This window comes from Nakamurella flavida, assembly GCF_030811475.1.
In the GTDB taxonomy this organism is placed as follows: domain Bacteria; phylum Actinomycetota; class Actinomycetes; order Mycobacteriales; family Nakamurellaceae; genus Nakamurella; species Nakamurella flavida.
In genome coordinates this window covers 3,694,029-3,710,040 of record NZ_JAUSQV010000001.1, presented here as the reverse complement: position 1 = coordinate 3,710,040, position 16,012 = coordinate 3,694,029, and the positions used below count along the sequence as shown (strand labels likewise).

The window sequence follows — 16,012 nt, the reverse complement described above, 5'->3', positions numbered from 1 at the left end:
GCCGTGATCCAGCGCGCTGCACCGGAGCTCCCGGACGCGGCCCCCGGGTGGGGGCCGATGCTGGCCCGCATGGTGCCCACCGTGCCGATGCCGGTGGGCGCGTTCGAGCACCTCCCCGACCGCGGCGCCCTGGATCCGACCTGCGCCGCCGCCGGTGCCTACGGCGGGATGCTCACCACCTACTGCGGCGGCGGCGACACCTCGGGCCGCGCCCGGTACGACATCAGCCGCACGCTGAGCGTGCCCGAGCACGCCGGCTGGTTCGACATCCATTGCCACGTCGGCGATGTGGACGGCACACCGACCCCGCTGGCCGCGGTGCTCAAGCCGGTGCTGGCCGACGGGGAGTACGCCCTGCTCGGCGGGCGGATGTGGTGCGACCTGGCGGTGACCGGCGAACCCGAGAACTTCGGGCTCGCCGTCCTGCTCTTCCCCCACCGCGGCCGCTGGCCCGACGACGGCGAGATCGACGTGGTGGAGGCAGCTCTCACCTCGACCGCGGTGGGTGGCGCCTTCCACCACGCCGACCCGGCCGGGACCACTGATGTCCTCCGGCGACCGGGGGTGCGGCTGGCCGATCGGGTGCAGGCCCTCGTCGAGTGGCGTCCGCCGCGGCCCGACCGGGGCGATCCCGGGTCGGTCCGCATCCTCACCGCGGTCGCCGGCGGGCCGTACCGGCTGCTGCACCAGACCCGCACGGCCGTCCCCCGGGTACCGATGGCCTTCCTGCTGCAGTCCGGATCGCACACCCCCGGGACGCACGGGGAAGGCCACCTGCGGGTGTACGGGATGAAGGTGTGGGCCTGGGATCCCGCGCAGCCGGAACCGCCGTGGACCACGACGCACTTCCCGTTCGACGCGGGCCTGTCCCCCGGGCGTCAGCACAACGGGACCGGCGTCGTCGCGTCCGGTCTGCGGTTCCGGGTCACCATCCCGGGCGCGTTCACCGGGTTGCTGTGGGAGCACCCGGGGCGGGAACCCCGGACGGTGCTGGCCCAGCTCTGGCTGGGCGGGACCCTGCTCGTGCAGGAGAGCGTGACCGTCTCCCCCGGCCGCAACGTGCTGCATCTGTCCGGCGCACTGCTGCACCCCGGTGCCACGTACCAGGTCCAGGTCGTGCAGACCGACGGGACGGCCGACTTCACCGCACTCCCCGACGCGTTCGACCTGCCGGTCACCGCCGGCCCGGTGACCACGGCGGGGATCGAGTCCCCCGGCCGGTACGGCACGGCCACCGACCGACCGGCCGCCGAACCCGGCCGGGCCTGGCGCGGGATCGGGCCGATCGTCGAGACGGTCTGACTGCCCCGGCGCCCCGCCCGGACGAACGGCCGCGCGCCGGCCTACAGCGGCCAGCCCGTGCTCTCCGGCCGGCTCGCCTCGTCCGAGCAGTAGTCGGCGTACCCCACCCAGGGCAGCGCCCCGACCCGGATCCTGGCCACGTCGCCGTCGGCGGTCAGGTCGAAGGCCAGATGGCTGGACTCGTCGCTCGTCCGGTTGTCGACGAGCACCACGGGGCCGCCGGCCGGCGAGTCGCGCCGGATCACCGTCAGTGCGGAGCCGTAGGCCGCGTCCAGGTCGGCGGCGGTGCTGCCGACGGCGATGCCCTGCGGGGTGCTGGCCTCCGGTCCCTGCATCACGAAGGCCAGGACGGTCCCCGCCGCCGTGGTCGTCACCGCCAACCCGTCGTCGGCCCAGATGTGCAGGGAGCAGTCCTCGGTCTGCGGCGCCGAGAACGGCGTGGTCAACCCCAGGCTCGTCTCCACGTCGCTGACGGAGGAACGCAGGACGGTCAGCCCGGCGAAGCCGTCCCCGGACACCGACGGGCCGGAACCGGGATCCGGTCCGGGGCCGGGTCCCGTGGTGGCGCATCCCCCGACGGCCAGACCGAGCACGATCAGCATCGGCGCCAGGCGCCGGTTCGTCATCATGCCGGACGGAGGATCGGCGCGGGCCGGTGATACACCGGGACCCGCAACGCACGACGCCCGCCACCTGGTGACCAGGTGACGGGCGGTGCGGGCGGAGCCGCTTTGGGGAATCGAACCCCAGACCTTCTCATTACGAGTGAGACGCTCTACCGACTGAGCTAAAGCGGCAGCGGGGAAAGTGTAACCGCTGCCGGCCACACCCCCGCTCACGCCCGGGTCAGCGGACCCAGTCCGAGCCCCACCGGTCGAAGCTGTCCTTGGTCGGCGGCGCGGAACGGGCCATCCGCGACCCGTCCTCGTACAGACCGGACCTGCTGCGCGCCATCGTCCAGACGGCGTGGGCGGCGGCGTCGCCGAACTCGGCCAGGGCCTTCGTGTTCAGGTTGCCGATGGTGTCGCCGGCCTGGTGGTAGTTCGGGTCGTAGGCCACCCCGGCCGTGCCGCCGAAGATCGCGGCCTCCGCTTCGGTCTTGATGCCTTCCGCCCCGCTGAACAACCCACCGGCCGGGATGCCCGCGGTGATGAACGGACCGTAGTCCGAGCGTCCGTCGAACGCGGTCGGTGCGGTGGCCAGGTCCTGGCCGGCGAAGTAGTCGGTGAACAGGGTCTCGATCTGGGCGGATCCGGGCGGGGCGGCGCCGTCCAGCTCGGAATCGGACAGGTCACCGTCGTAGACGAACCGCACGTAGTTCGGGGACCCGACCATGTCGAAATTGAGGTTGGCGTAGATGGTGCCGAGCTCGTCGTCGGACAGGGTGTCGACGTAGTGCTCCGAGCCCAGCAGCCCGGCCTCCTCCGCGCCCCAGAACGCGAAGCGCACCTGCTTGCGGGGGGCGACACCGAGCTTGGCCATCTCCTCGGCGATCTCCAGGATGGTGGCCGTCCCGCTGCCGTTGTCGTTGATCCCCGGCCCCGCCACGACGGAGTCCAGGTGGGCGCCGACCACGACGACCTGGTCCGGGTCGCCCTTCCTCGTGTCGGCGAGCACGTTGTAGGTGACCGCCTCCGGGTCGTACTCGGTCTGGGTGGACACCTGCAGGGTGACCGGGCCGGCCAGGGCCGCGGCGTAGAGCGCGGCACCGTCCGCGTAGTCGACGCCCACCACCGGCACCTCGACCGGTTCGCCCAGGGTGACCCCCTCCAGCAGTCCGTCGCGGCCCGGCTGACCCTCGTTGAACACGACGACCGCGTCGTACCCGGCGGTCACCGCGTTGGCCGTCTTGATGGCGAACGTGCACGTGCCGCGCTGGACCAGGGCGATCTGGTCCTCGGTCGCCGAGGCCGGCACGAAGTCGCTCGGCAGGCAACCGGCAGCCACCCCCGGGGTCTCCGGCGGGGGGACCTGGATCCCGCCGGCCGGCACGACCGTGCCCGTCACCTCGCCGTTGCCGGAGTACTCGAGCGTGGCGTTCTCGTAGCTGCCCGCGGCGGGTGAGACCTGGGCCAGCGTCGAGGGACCGAGGGTGCGGAAGAACGGGAAGGTGAATTCCTGGACGGTGACGTCGTAGCCGGACGCCTCCAGCCGGGCCTTCACGTAGTCCACCGACTCGGCGTAGCCCTGGGTGCCGGAGGCCCGGTTGCCGTCGTTGCGGTTGGCGATGCGCTGCAGGACGCGCTCGTGGGCGAGGATCCCGTTGACGGTGACCGCGTTGCGGAGCTTCTTGGTGTTGACGTCGTCCAGGGCCGATGCCGAGGACACGGGGACGATCAATGACCCCAACAGCAGGGATGCCACGATCGCGGCGGACTTGCGCACACTGCCTCCATCGACCTCGAGGGTGTCGGCCGACGACGGCGGTGGGGTCGGCCCGAGCGCCCACTCCCGGGGTGCGGGATACGCACGGTCGGGGATGTGAAGGGCGCGTGAGGAAGCTAACACTTCGCACAGCGAAGGCACAGACCCGAACGGGTCCGCAGCAGCGCTGGTCGGTCAGTCGGTCGAGCGAACCCGGTCGTCAGTCCCGGGACTCGTAGGCCTTGCGCGCCCCGCACACCGAGGCCTTCGGGCAGACGGTCTTCGTGCCGTCGGCAGCCAACTTGATCACCAGGGACTCCCCCGGCACCGAGTGCCCCACCACCCGACCCGGGCCCTCCGGGGTGTCCACCTGCTCACCCACGGCCGGCGCGGTGGCGGCGAACTCCTGGTAGAGCGGGTGCTCGTACTTCAGGCAGCACATCAACCGGCCGCACGCCCCCGAGATCCGCATCGGGTTGGCGGGCAGGTCCTGATCACGGGCCATGGCCAGGGTCACCGGCTCGAAGTCCTTGAGGAAGGTGGAGCAGCAGGTGTCCCGTCCGCACGACCCGATCGCCCCGGTCACCCGCACGGCGTCCCGGGCCGCGAGCTGACGCAGCTCGATGCGACTGCCCAGGGTGGCCGACAGGTCCCGCAGCAGCGAGCGGAAGTCGACCGTGTCCGGCGAGGAGTAGAAGATGACGATCTTGCCGGCCGAGGGCTGCGGATCGACCGCGAGCACCTTCATCGGCAGGCCGTGCGCGCGGATCAGCTTGCGGGCGGCGACCAGCGTGGATGCCTTGGTCTTGCGCAGCAGCTCGGTGGCGACCAGATCGGACGGGGTGGCCATGCCGGCCAGTCGGGGGAAGCCCTCGGTGTCCTCGGAGCTGTACTCCGACGCCCACATGACGGTGGCGGCCACCGGCCCCTGGGCCGTCGGCACCATCACCACGTCCCCCACCTCGGGGCGGAGGTCACCGGGGTCGGCGTAGTGCAGCTGGCCGTTCCGGCTGAAGGCCACGGCGCAGAGCATTCCCATGGCTGCAGACGGTACCCGCCGCGGGCGGACCCGGGGCCCGGACCGGCGACGTCAGGGCCGAGTGCCGGCTCCGGACAGCAGGGCCGTCATCATCGCCTCCACCGCGATCTGCGGTTTGACGTTCAGGTCGATGGCGTCCCGGCAGGCCAGCACCGCCTCCAGCCGGGCCAGCGCACCGTCCGGGCCGAGCCGCGCGGCGGCGGTGTCGACATCGGCGGCCACGTCGGGGTTGGCCAGCGGCACCGGCGCCGCGAAACAGCGGACGAGCACGTCCCGGTAGAAGCCGGACAGGTCGACCAGCGCGCGGTCGAGCACGTCGCGCTCGGTCCGGGTGGCCCGGGCCCTCTGCCGCCGTTCCAGATCCTTGACCACACCGGCGGTCCCGCGGGCGGCGCCGACCGCGCCGCGACCGGTGCCACCGGCACCCAGCGCCGTCTTCAGCTCCTCCAGCTCCACCGAGTCCCGGCGGCCCGCCATCGCGGTGGCGGTGCCCTTCGCGGCGCCCAGCAGATCGGCGGACTCGGCGAACACGTCGGCCAGCCGGCGGATTGCGCCCGGCACGGCCAGCACCTTCTCCCGCTCGGCCCGGGCTTGCGGGTCGGTGGCCAGCCGGCGCGCCCGTCCGACGTGACCGCCGGACACCGCGGCCGCCCACTGCGCCATCTCCGGGTCGATGCGGTCGCGCCGGACGAGCACCTCGGCGATGGCCGGCACCCGCGGGGTGCGCAACGCGATGACCCGGCAGCGGGACCGGATGGTCACCGAGACGTCGTCGGGATGGGTCGACGGGGCGCAGAGCAGGAAGACGGTGTGCGGGGAGGGCTCCTCGACCGCCTTGAGCAGGGCGTTCGAGGCTCCCTCGGTGAGCCGGTCGGCGTCCTCGATGAGGACGATCTGCCAGCTGCCGGTGGCCGGCCGGCGCGCGGCCAACTGCACCACCGCGCGCATCTCCTTGACCGGGATGGTCAGCCCTTCCGGGGTCACCGTCCGCACGTCGGAATGGGTGGCCGCGGCCACCGCGTGGCAGTGCTGGCACACCCCGCACCCGCGGTACGGGCACTGCAGGGCGGCGGCGAACGCCCGCGCGGCCACCGAGCGGCCGGAGCCCGGCGGGCCGGTGAACAGCCAGGCGTGGGTCATCGCGGCGGTCGGGACGGACGGGTCACCGTGCGCGGCGTCCACCGCGGCGCGCAGCACGGCGATGGCCTCGTCCTGCCCCACCACGTCGGCGAAGGCTCCCGACGCGCCGCCCACCGCTGCCGCTGCGCTCACGGTGATCAGTCCCCGGCGGGCAGGGCGCGGCCGATCGCGACCAGCGAGTCCAGCCGGGTCACGTTGGCCGGACGCACCGGGCTGGTGATCACCTCGGTGACGACGAGCCCGGCCCGGGCGGCGAGCACCGAGAGCGTCTGCGGGGTGTAGTGCCAGATGTGCTGCTCGGGCTTGAGCGTCCACCACCGGGTGCGCAGCAGGCGGGCGGGCAGCGAGGAGAAGTAGGGGACGGACAACGCGAAGACCCCGTCGTCGGCCAGCCGGGACCGCACCTGGCGGAGGAACTCCAGCGGGTCCGGCACGTGCTCCAGGGTGTCCCAGAAGCAGACCACGTCGGCCTCGTCGGTGGGGGCGTCCTCCAGCTGACCGCAGAACACGTCCAGTCCGAACCGGGCCCGACTGTGCTCGGCGCCCGTCCGGGACAGTTCCACCCCGCTGACCTCGTACCCCTTGGCGCGGGCCGCGTCCAGGAACAGCCCGTACGCGCTGCCGATCTCCAGCAGCCGGGCCGGGGCGGGGCGCTGGGCGGCGATCAGCGCGAGTCGACCGGCCGTCCAGGTGCGCTGCAGCAGCATCGCCGGGGACAACCGGCCCTGGTCGCCGTAGACGCCGCCCTCGAAGTAGGCCGGCTCGTCGTAGAGCCGCTGCAGGGCCTCGGGCGTCAGCCGCGGGGAGACGAAGACCAACCGGCAGGTCGGGCAGCGGACCACCCCGAAGGGATCCAGGCGGTAGAGGGCGCGACCCGGGATGCCGCACAGGGCGCAGAGCACGTCCTGCGTGTCGGCCGCGGTCCACCCGGAGGCCTGCCCGTGCCCCTGGTCGACCTGGGGGGACTGCACCACTGCGACCTCCACTGCTCGCGCGCCGACCGCGGATCGGCGGGCCCAGGCCACCGTAATGCAGGCGTCCCCGCCGACCGGCCCGCCGTCCGGCCGTGCCCCCGGCCCGGCCGGGTCACCCCGACCGGACCTGCGGAGGTCGCGGGAACTACAGGTCGAACTCGGCGGGGTCGATGCCCACCGCATGGCAGGCCTGCTTGACCGCGGCCCGCTCGTGCTCGTCGAAGGTGCCGTCGGCGCCGCCGATGATGATGCCGATCTGGATGACCGCGCGGGCCTGGTCGGGCTTGCTGCGCAGCTTGCCGATGGTCGCGATGGCCTCGACCTTCCCGAAGTCGAAGTCGCTCTCCAGCTTGGAGCAGTACCAGTCGAACTTCTGCCGGAGCTCGTCCGGCGGGAAGACCTTGAGCACGTCGTTGCTCATGATCAGACCGGCCGTCTTCTGGCGCTCCTGCGCGTCGATCGACCCGTCCGCGGCGGCGATGAGGGCGCAGATCGCCATGGTGCCGTTGGCGAACTCCTTGTTCTTGAACTGGCCGGCCTTGGTTGCCAGCTGGGTGTTCATCTCGCGGGTCTTGAGCTTGAGGGAATCCCAGAACGCCATCGTCAGTCCCTTCGATGTGCGCCGTGCGGCGCGCTGCCGCACGGTCCTGCGCGGTGCGGGGTGCTCCCCCGTCGCCGACCAGTGAACTCCGCCCGGCACCGGCAGGTTCCGCCCGCCACCCGGGAGTGTCGTGCGGATGCGGCCGGCGGGGCGATGGTCGAGAACGGATCAGACCGGCTGGGGGTCGGCCAGCACCGGTGAGCGGGCCCGCAGCACCGAGGCGATCCGCTCGGTCAGCTCGTCGGGCACCGTCGGGCCGCCGTCCGGGGCGGCGGCCCCGTCGGACAGGTGCACGATCAGGTAGCGCTCGGGGGTGTAGGACGCCCGGTCGCGGAACGCCTGCTCGGGATCGACGGTGTCGTCCTCTTCGGCGGTGAGCCGGCCGCCGTCGGGGGCGCCGGTGGCGGCCGTCTCCGGCGGCACCCCGGACACCTCCGGTTCGGGCTCGGCGACCGGCGGGGATCCGGCATCCGGGTCCGGACGGGCGGTCGCCACCGCCCGCTCGGTGACCTGCAGGGTGACCTGCTCGGCCGGGGTGCCCCCGACCAGTGACGGATCGCCGTCCGTGGTCCCCGCATCCGGGCCGGTCGCCGCGCCGTCGGTGGGTGCGGCGTCCACGGCCGGTCGCGGACGGGCCGGTCCCATCGCCAGGTGGGAATGGGTGCTGGTCAGGATGGGCCCGGACTCCCCGGCGGTCACGTCCACCAGCACGGTCAGGTCCGGGCGCAGTCCGCCCGCCGCCCACATCGCCAGCCGCCACAGCCGCGCCTCGGCCTGCCCGTCCTCCGCGCGGTACCGCACGATCATCGCGTCGATGAAGCCGTTGCAGACCACCACGTCACCGGCCTCCAGGGCGGGCCGGATGCGGTGGGCGCAGGCGTCGGCCAGGTCGGCCGCCGCCCGCAGGGCGCTGGACGGGGTGTCCCCGCCGACCGGGTGGACGGTGACGTCCAGCCCCTCGGCGACGGTGCGCCAGCCCTGCTCGCGCAGGTGCTGGGTGAGCACCGCCGCCACCGCGGCGCAGGCCTCCCGATCGCGACCCTCGACGGCCAGCAGCACACCGGCGTGGTCGTCCGGCTCCTCCCAGATGGATCGGCGCCGGGTCCACTTGCGGATCAGGCCCGAGGTGAACCCACCGATCTGCCGTCCGGCGAGGAAGCTGACCCCCAGCGCGATCACCCCGCCGATGGCCAGCACGATCGCCGGCCCGGTGAACAGTGCGGTGAAGTCGCCGATCTCCAGCACGTGAGTGCCGATCGCCCCGGCCAGCACCGGGGCGACGGCGATCGTGCCGAGCAGCACGATGCGCACCGAGGACATGACGAACGCGAAGACCCGGCCGCGCAGCTGGTCGGAGACCTCCTGGCCGATCATGGTGAAACCGGTGATCCACGCGATGCCGGCGAACATGCCCATCAGCGCGGCCGTCGCCATGGCGCCGAACAGGTCCTGCAGCAGGCTCATCGCGATGAGGCAGAGCCCGGCCGCACCGATGGCCGGCGTGAAGATCATCCGGCGCGGGACGGTGGGCAGCACCCGCGGGCCGAGCAGCATGCCCAGCGCCAACCCGGTGAACACCGACCCGAACAACAGGGAGAACCCGGCGTCGCCGGCGCCCAGCCCGTTGACGTAGGGCAGCGCGATCCCGGCGACCAGTCCGCCCGCCCCGAACGCTCCCAGGATGCCGATGTAGATGGACCGCATGAGCGGGTTCTTGCGGACGAAGGAGATGCCCTCGGCGACCAGGGAGAAGATGTTCGTGGTCGTGCTGCGTTCGCCCACGAACGCCGGGATCATCCCGCGGGAGAGCAGCACGGTGCCGGCCGAGAAGAAGTACGTCCCGGCGTCCACGAGCAGGGCGATGGTGATCGCCGCCGAACTGGTGGTGGTGGCGACCAGCCCGCCGGTGGCACTCGCCTCCTCCCCGGTACCCACCGTCGTCGCGCCGAAGAACTGGGCGATGGTGGACAGCAGCGCGAACAGCACCGCGGCCACCGGGACCATGCCGTACACCGAGACGTAGTTGATCTGGTTGGCCACCGCCAGCCGCTCCCGCGGGACGATGTTCACCCACATCGTCTGCTTGGCCGGGGTGCTGAACAGACCGATGGCCTCGACGAGGAACTGCGCCACGTACAGGAACCCGAGATTGCTGGTCAGCGCGATGGAGACGTACAGCAGGCCCGCGCAGATGTCTCCGATGATCGCGACCTTGCGCCGGTCGAACTTGTCGACCAGCGCGCCGGCCACCGGTGCCAGGAGCAGATCGGGCAGCAACCGGGTCAGCAGCACCCCGGAGACCGCGGCCCCCTGGGCCAGGTTGGAGGAGTTCTGCGTCAGCTGGTAGGCCAGCGCGGAGGTGGCCAGCAGGCCGAGCCAGTCACCCAGGCTGGAGATCGCGATGGCCGCCCACAGCCGCCGGAAGATCGGGATGCGGACCAGCACGCCGAACGAACTCGGCTTGGCCCTGCTCATCGGGTCCCGCCCGGTCGGGCCGGATCATCACGGCGGGGCTGGGGCGTCCCGGGACCCGCGAGCCGGTCGGCGTCGAGCGGGCCCGGCGGGCGGCGGGGCGACATGGGGTGATCGTAGGTGCCCGACCCCCGCCGTCGACCCGTTGCGACGCGGCGTCGGGCGGAACCCGGGTCCACCCCGAACCCACACCCGGGACGGCCCCGGCGGTGCACCGCGCCGGACCGGGGTCTCCCCCGATCCGGCGCTCCCGCTCAGGTGCTCGGTGCCGCCTTCGCCCGCGGAGCCGCCTTGGCCCGGGTGGCGGTGGCGGTGCCCGCCTTGGCCGTCCGGGTCGTCGTCTTCGTGCCCGCCGTCTTGGTGGCGGTCTTGGTCGCCGTCTTGGCACCGGCCTTCGCCGGGGCCTTGCGGGCCGGCGTCTTCTTCGGTGCCGGGCCCCGGGCCCGACGCTCGGCCAGCAGCTCGGAGGCCCGCTCCACCGTCAGCGACTCGACCTCGTCGCCCTTGCGCAGGCTGGCGTTGGTCTCCCCGTCGGTGACGTAGGGCCCGAAGCGGCCGTCCTTGATCACCATCGGCTTCTTGGTGTCCGGATCCTCGCCCACCTCCCGCAGCGACGCGGCCGAGGCGGCCTGCCGACCGCGGGTCTTGGGCTGCGCGTACACGGCCAGGGCCTGCTCCAGGTCGACGGTGAACAGCTCGTCCTCCGCCGTCAGCGACCGGGAGTCGGTGCCGCGCTTGAGGTACGGGCCGTAGCGGCCGTTCTGCGCGGTGATCTCCTCACCGGTGCCGGGATCGACACCGACCACCCGCGGCAGGGTGAGCAGCTTGACCGCGGTGTCGTGGTCGATGGTCTCCAGCGTCATCGACTTGAACAGCGAAGCGGTGCGCGCCTTGATCGCGTTCTTTCCGGTCTTGGGGGTGTCCTCCGGCAGCACCTCGGTGACGTACGGGCCGTACCGACCGTCCTTGGCCACCAGCGGGTAGCCGGACTCCGGGTGCGTCCCCAGTTCCTTGTCCCCCACCTCGGCCTGGGCGAACAGCGCCTCGACCACCTCGGCGGTGACCTCGTCGGGGGCGAGCTCCTCGGGCAGGTTGGCCCGCTCGGTCAGCGGGGCACCGTCCGGGTCCTCCGGGTTCGGGCCGATGACCCGCTCCAGGTAGGGGCCGTACCGACCCACCCGGACCAACGTGCGACGACCCTGCTCGTCGGTCAGCAGCGGGAGCGAGTTCACCTCGCGCGCGTCGATGTCCTCCAGCCGCTCGCCGACCAGCTTCTTGAGCCCGCCGGCGTGGGCGACCGAGCCCTCGGCGCTGGGATGGCCCTCCTGCTCGCCGAAGTAGAAGGACGTCAGCCAGTCGGTGCGGCGCAGGCGACCTGCGGCGATGGAGTCGAGCTCGTCCTCCATGGCCGCGGTGAAGTCGTAGTCCACCAGCCGGGGGAAGTGCTGCTCGAGCAGACCGACCACGGCGAACGCGATCCACGACGGCACCAGCGCCTGGCCCTTGCGCCAGACGTACCCGCGCTCGGTGATGGTGCGGATGATCGAGGTGTAGGTCGACGGGCGGCCGATGCCCATCTCCTCCATCGCCTTGATGAGCGAGGGCTCGGTGTACCGGGCCGGCGGGCTGGTGGTGTGCGAGCCGGGCACCGGGTCCCGGGTGTCCAGCTGCTGCCCGACGGTCAGGTTGGGCAGGCGGCGCTCGGCGTCGTCGGCCTCGCCCCCGGCCTCCGCGTCGACGGTCTCGACATAGGCGCGGAGGAACCCCGGGAAGGTGATGGTGCGGCCGGACGCGGCGAACACCGTCTCCACCGCGGGGGTGGCGCCGGTGCTGACGGCCATCTTCACCGACAACGTCTGCCCCTTGGCGTCGACCATCTGGCTGGCGATGGTGCGCTGCCAGATGATCTCGTACAGCCGGAACTCGTCGCCGGACAGCGACCGGGCCAGCTGGCCGGGCGTCTTGAACGCCTCACCGGCCGGGCGGATGGCCTCGTGCGCCTCCTGGGCGTTCTTCACCTTGCGGGTGTACTGGCGCGGCGCGTCCGGGACGTACTCCGGCCCGTACAGCTCGCGGGCCTGCGTGCGGGCGGCGTCCAGCGCGGTCTGGCTCAACGTGGTCGAGTCGGTCCGCATGTAGGTGATGTAGCCGGACTCGTACAGCCGCTGCGCGGTACGCATGGTGCGCTCGGAGTTGAAACCGAGCTTGCGGCCGGCCTCCTGCTGCAGGGTCGAGGTCATGAACGGCGGGTAGGGCTTCCGGGTGTAGGGCTTGTCCTCGACGCTGGTGACGGAGGCCTCCCGGCCGTCCAGGCCGTCGGCCAGTGCCCGGGCGGCGTCGCCGTCGAGCTGCAGCACACCGGACTGGACCGAGGACGCCTTGAGGGCGCCGGTGGACTCGTCGAAGTCCCGGCCGGAGGCGATGCGGCGGCCGTCGACGGTGGTCAGCGCGGCGGAGAAGGCGGTGGTGGAGGCGGCGTCGGCGCCGGGGGCGAAGGTCGCGTCCAGGCCCCAGTAGGTGCCCGAGCGGAAGGCCATCCGGGCGCGCTCGCGCTCGACGACGATGCGGGTGGCCACCGACTGCACGCGTCCGGCGGACAGCTTGGGCATCACCTTCTTCCACAGCACCGGCGACACCTCGTACCCGTAGAGCCGGTCGAGAATGCGGCGGGTCTCCTGGGCGTCGACCAGGTCGTTGTCCAGGTCGCGCGGCGAGGCGGCGGCGGCCCGGATCGCGGCTGGGGTGATCTCGTTGAACACCATCCGCTTGACCGGCACGGTCGGCTTGAGCGTCTGCAGCAGATGCCAGGCGATGGCCTCGCCCTCGCGGTCCTCGTCCGTGGCCAGGAAGAGCTCGTCGGCGCCGGCCAGCAAGGCCTTGAGCTTCGCGACCTGGGCCTTCTTGTCCGGGGAGACCACGTACAGGGCCTCGAAGTCGTTGTCGGTGTTGACCCCGAGCCGGGCCCACGGCTCGCCCTTGTACTTCGCGGGCACGTCGGCCGCGCCCCGCGGCAGGTCGCGGATGTGACCGACGGAGGCCTCGACGACCCAGCCCTCGCCCAGATAACCCGAGATGGACTTGACCTTGTTCGGGGACTCCACGACGACCAGGCGGACCCCCGTGCCGGGGGCGGTGTTCTTGCGGGTGGCCATCAGGCTCGGCTCCTCAGTTGCTTGCGCGGGTCGACCCGTGGGGTCCGTACCGCGGTGGCCCGTCGGTGGGCCCTGCGGCGGCGGCATCCGATCGTGCTCGGCGACTCGTCGGGTGCAGGATGCCACAGCCCCGTCGATGCTCGGTGTGACTGCTCGGTGTGACGACGGGGCCGCACTGCGCAGCCGTGACGCCTTCAGTGTGCGCCCGCCGCCGTCCGCCGCCGGGGCGCACACCCCCGGGGAGCACCGGCTCGCGGGACGGCGGCGGTGCGGTCGATCGTGATCAGCGCGAGCTCGGCGACCCCGGGAACTCCCCCGGCGGGCACCCCGGCGGGGGCGTTCCGACGAGGTCGGCGAGTCGGTCGAGCCGGCGCCGTCCGACGATCCGCAGGGCTGGATCGGTGGCCGATCCGCCGAGGAGGGACGCCGCCAGACCCAGCTCGGCACAGGCCGCGGCGAGCCCGATGTGCAGCTGGGGGGCGGCCGGGTCGAGCCCGAGGCGGAAGCCCGGGCGGTCGGGGCGACCCGCGGCCAACGTCCAGCACCGCAGGGCTCCCGGGCCGGGGACGAATCCGTCCGGGAGCATCCGACCGCCGGCCCAGTGCTCGGCCAGCCGGTCCACGGCGGCCGTCGGCGCCGTGCGCAGCTGCAGGACACCGCCGGAACCACCGAACTCCACCGGGACGTCGCGCACCTGCAGCTCGCGGTGCAGGGCCCGCGCCCGCCAGTCGGCGTCGACGCTCACCACCATCACCCACCCGGCGGCGGCCCGGGCCAGGTGCGCCCCGGCCGCCAGCAACCCGCTCAGATCGGCCGCCCGGGGGGCCACCAGATCTGCGGACAGATGGGACAGCTGGATCACATCGGGCAGGCTAACCCGCGCTCCGTCACCCGGCCGGGTGACGGAGCCCGCGTCGGGCAGCCGGCGGGAGAACCAGCGGGACGGCTCAGAAGACCCCGTCGCACTCCGGGACGGCGCGGACGGCGTCCTCGAGATCACCGGGGACGGGCGGGAACGCCGGCGCGGCGTTCTGGGCGGCCGTGGCCTCCCCCTCGATGGCGTCGACCGCGTCGCGCAGATCCTGCTCGGTCGGCTCGGGCAGGGCGGCGATCGTGTCCGCGCCCCGGCCGTAGACGTCCGTGAGGGTGAGGAACTGGTTGGACGCGGCCTTGGCGAACTCGTCCCCGCCGGAGAAGGACGGCGGCGGCGAGGAGTCCAGGATGCCCGCGGTGACCTGCGCGCTGCCGGCGATGTTGGAGTAGGCCTCGACCAGGGTGGTCTGTGCCTCCTCGAGCGTCTGGCCGGCGGTGGACGGGCTGGCGTACTGCTTGGCGTCGTTCACCCCACCGCAGAACGCCTGGAAGAAGCCGAGGGTGTCGGCGTCCAGGGCCACCTCGGGATCGACCGTGGAGCTGCCTCCGCCGTCCGTGGTGGGTGCGGTGGCGGCGGAGGACTCCGCGGTGCTCTCCTCGCTCGTCGCGCTCTGCTCACTGGTCGAGCCGTCGTCGGTGCTCGACTCCGGGCTGGTGGCCGATTCGCCGGTGGACGCACCGGAGCTGCTGGGTGCCGGGGACGAACTCGGGGTGGTGATGCCGCCCGAGGAGGAGACCGCCACGGAACCGTTGGGGTCCGGGGTCGCGGTGCCGCTGACGGTCTGACTGCAGCCCGCCAGGAACAGGGTGGAGGCGGCCAGGACGCTCAGCAGACCGCGGGTCGTGGCACGGCGGACGTGGGCAGCGGACATCGGAACTCCTTCACCGGGCCTGAGCGGGCGGCCCTGCAGTGGATGGTCGGCACAGCCCCCCGATCCAACCCGATCGGGCCGGACCGGGGAACCGGTGTCACCCGGGCGGGAGACACGCCGGCCGGGTCACCCGTGGGGTGACCCGGCCGGCCGAGAGGCGATCGAGGTGGTTCAGTCGGTCAGGAGGCCGGGACCAGCGCGGCGCACGACGGCACGGCCGCGATGGCCTGCTGGAGGTCGGGGTTGACGTCGAACGCCAGCAGGCCGGGCAGCTCGCTGAAGGTGGACTGCAGCTCGGTGAGGAACTGCTGGCCACCCGCCTGGTCGGTCGGGCTGATGGTCGCGGCCTTGGCGCCGAGCGCGGAGAGCGCGGGACCGAACTTGTTCAGCGCCTCGGTGGTCTGCGTGGCCAGGGCGTCGCCGCCTTCGAAGGTGGGCGGCGGGGTGCTGCCGAGCTGGGTCGCGGTGCTCGTCATGGCGTCGCCGAGCTGGGTCAGCACGGCGCCCAGCTGGGTCGGGTCGCTGATCGACGACGCGCTCTGGGTGATCTCGGTGAGCGGGGCCAGACCGGAGCAGGTGGTGTCGAACCAGGCCGAGCTCTGCGCGTCGAGCTCGGTGGTGTCGCCGCCGACCGTGGTGGTCGCGGTGGGGGCGGCCATCGACATGGACCCGGACTCGGAACCGGACGCATCCGAGCTCATCTCCATCGAGCTGCTCGGCAGCGAGCTCGGCGTGGTGATACCGGCGGCCGAGCTGCTCGCGGGGCTGGAGGCCGCGGACGTCTGGGCGGCGGTGGTGCTCGGGGCCGCCGTGTCGGAACCGCCGCAGCCGGCCAGGAACAGGGCGCCGGCGGCGCTCAGGCCGACCAGCATCGTGGTGGTGCGCTTCATGGGTTCCCTCTCGACGGGGTCGGCCGTCCGGTTCCGGACGGCGGCGTGCAATCGGTGGTGCTGGACCGGACCACGGGACACCGGCCCGAACTGCGGGAGCTGACCGGACCGTCGTGGTGCCGACCGGACGGATGGTGTCGTCGCCCGGGCGGGGCGATGCGCTCCGGGCCGCCATCCCCATCATCGGACGCGACGGCCGGAGTTCGGTTCGCTCGCTGTCCTGATCGTGATCCGAGTCGTGTGTGCCTGTTGTCTGCGGTCCTGAACGGTGGGCCGGAACCCGCCGGGCGGACCGCCAACCCGAACCGACGACTGCAGGACTGTGGTCGACGA

General features: G+C 72.9%; 12 protein-coding genes and 1 tRNA gene. 1 reads left to right on the top strand and 12 read right to left on the bottom strand.

Annotated elements, in window-relative coordinates:
• The first annotated feature begins 69 nt into the window (after positions 1 to 69).
• Positions 70 to 1,302 carry a hypothetical protein gene (locus J2S58_RS16450; RefSeq protein WP_205256323.1) on the top strand — a complete coding sequence of 411 codons (1,233 nt, stop codon included), beginning with the start codon at positions 70 to 72 and terminating at the stop codon, positions 1,300 to 1,302.
• A gap of 41 nt (positions 1,303 to 1,343) precedes the next feature.
• On the opposite strand, the gene J2S58_RS16445 is transcribed toward J2S58_RS16450, so the two are convergent.
• The 12 genes from J2S58_RS16445 to J2S58_RS16390 all read right to left on the bottom strand — a co-directional run bounded on the left by J2S58_RS16445 (position 1,344) and on the right by J2S58_RS16390 (position 15,679).
• On the bottom strand, positions 1,344 to 1,931 hold the full coding sequence (locus tag J2S58_RS16445; protein WP_205256324.1) for a hypothetical protein: 588 nt from the start codon (positions 1,929 to 1,931) through the stop codon (positions 1,344 to 1,346).
• Between the two features lie 95 nt (positions 1,932 to 2,026).
• Positions 2,027 to 2,099: transfer RNA gene (locus tag J2S58_RS16440), tRNA-Thr, on the bottom strand.
• A 49-nt stretch (positions 2,100 to 2,148) separates the two neighbouring features.
• Positions 2,149 to 3,687 carry a M28 family metallopeptidase gene (locus J2S58_RS16435; protein WP_205256325.1) on the bottom strand — a complete coding sequence of 513 codons (1,539 nt, stop codon included), beginning with the start codon at positions 3,685 to 3,687 and terminating at the stop codon, positions 2,149 to 2,151.
• Between the two features lie 199 nt (positions 3,688 to 3,886).
• Positions 3,887 to 4,705 (bottom strand): PSP1 domain-containing protein, encoded by an 819-nt coding sequence (locus J2S58_RS16430; protein WP_205256326.1) that lies wholly within the window; start codon positions 4,703 to 4,705, stop codon positions 3,887 to 3,889.
• A gap of 51 nt (positions 4,706 to 4,756) precedes the next feature.
• Positions 4,757 to 5,977 (bottom strand): DNA polymerase III subunit delta', encoded by a 1,221-nt coding sequence (locus tag J2S58_RS16425; protein ID WP_306828943.1) that lies wholly within the window; start codon positions 5,975 to 5,977, stop codon positions 4,757 to 4,759.
• Positions 5,978 to 5,982: 5 nt separating this feature from the next.
• The gene (locus tag J2S58_RS16420; protein WP_306828940.1) at positions 5,983 to 6,819 is read right to left on the bottom strand and encodes a class I SAM-dependent methyltransferase; all 837 of its coding nucleotides are present in this window, start codon (positions 6,817 to 6,819) and stop codon (positions 5,983 to 5,985) included.
• Between the two features lie 145 nt (positions 6,820 to 6,964).
• Positions 6,965 to 7,420 carry a tellurite resistance TerB family protein gene (locus tag J2S58_RS16415; protein ID WP_205256328.1) on the bottom strand — a complete coding sequence of 152 codons (456 nt, stop codon included), beginning with the start codon at positions 7,418 to 7,420 and terminating at the stop codon, positions 6,965 to 6,967.
• 168 nt (positions 7,421 to 7,588) lie between these two features.
• The gene (locus tag J2S58_RS16410) at positions 7,589 to 9,895 is read right to left on the bottom strand and encodes a bifunctional MFS transporter/dTMP kinase (protein WP_205256329.1); all 2,307 of its coding nucleotides are present in this window, start codon (positions 9,893 to 9,895) and stop codon (positions 7,589 to 7,591) included.
• A gap of 251 nt (positions 9,896 to 10,146) precedes the next feature.
• Positions 10,147 to 13,044 carry a type I DNA topoisomerase gene (topA, locus tag J2S58_RS16405; RefSeq protein WP_205256330.1) on the bottom strand — a complete coding sequence of 966 codons (2,898 nt, stop codon included), beginning with the start codon at positions 13,042 to 13,044 and terminating at the stop codon, positions 10,147 to 10,149.
• Between the two features lie 283 nt (positions 13,045 to 13,327).
• A complete protein-coding gene (locus tag J2S58_RS16400; protein ID WP_205256331.1) occupies positions 13,328 to 13,906 on the bottom strand; it encodes a hypothetical protein in 579 nt (192 codons plus the stop codon).
• Positions 13,907 to 13,991: 85 nt separating this feature from the next.
• Positions 13,992 to 14,789: a hypothetical protein gene (locus J2S58_RS16395; protein WP_205256332.1), complete on the bottom strand. Its 798-nt coding sequence runs from the start codon at positions 14,787 to 14,789 to the stop codon at positions 13,992 to 13,994.
• Between the two features lie 179 nt (positions 14,790 to 14,968).
• A complete protein-coding gene (locus J2S58_RS16390) occupies positions 14,969 to 15,679 on the bottom strand; it encodes a hypothetical protein (protein WP_205256333.1) in 711 nt (236 codons plus the stop codon).
• Positions 15,680 to 16,012 lie beyond the last annotated feature (333 nt).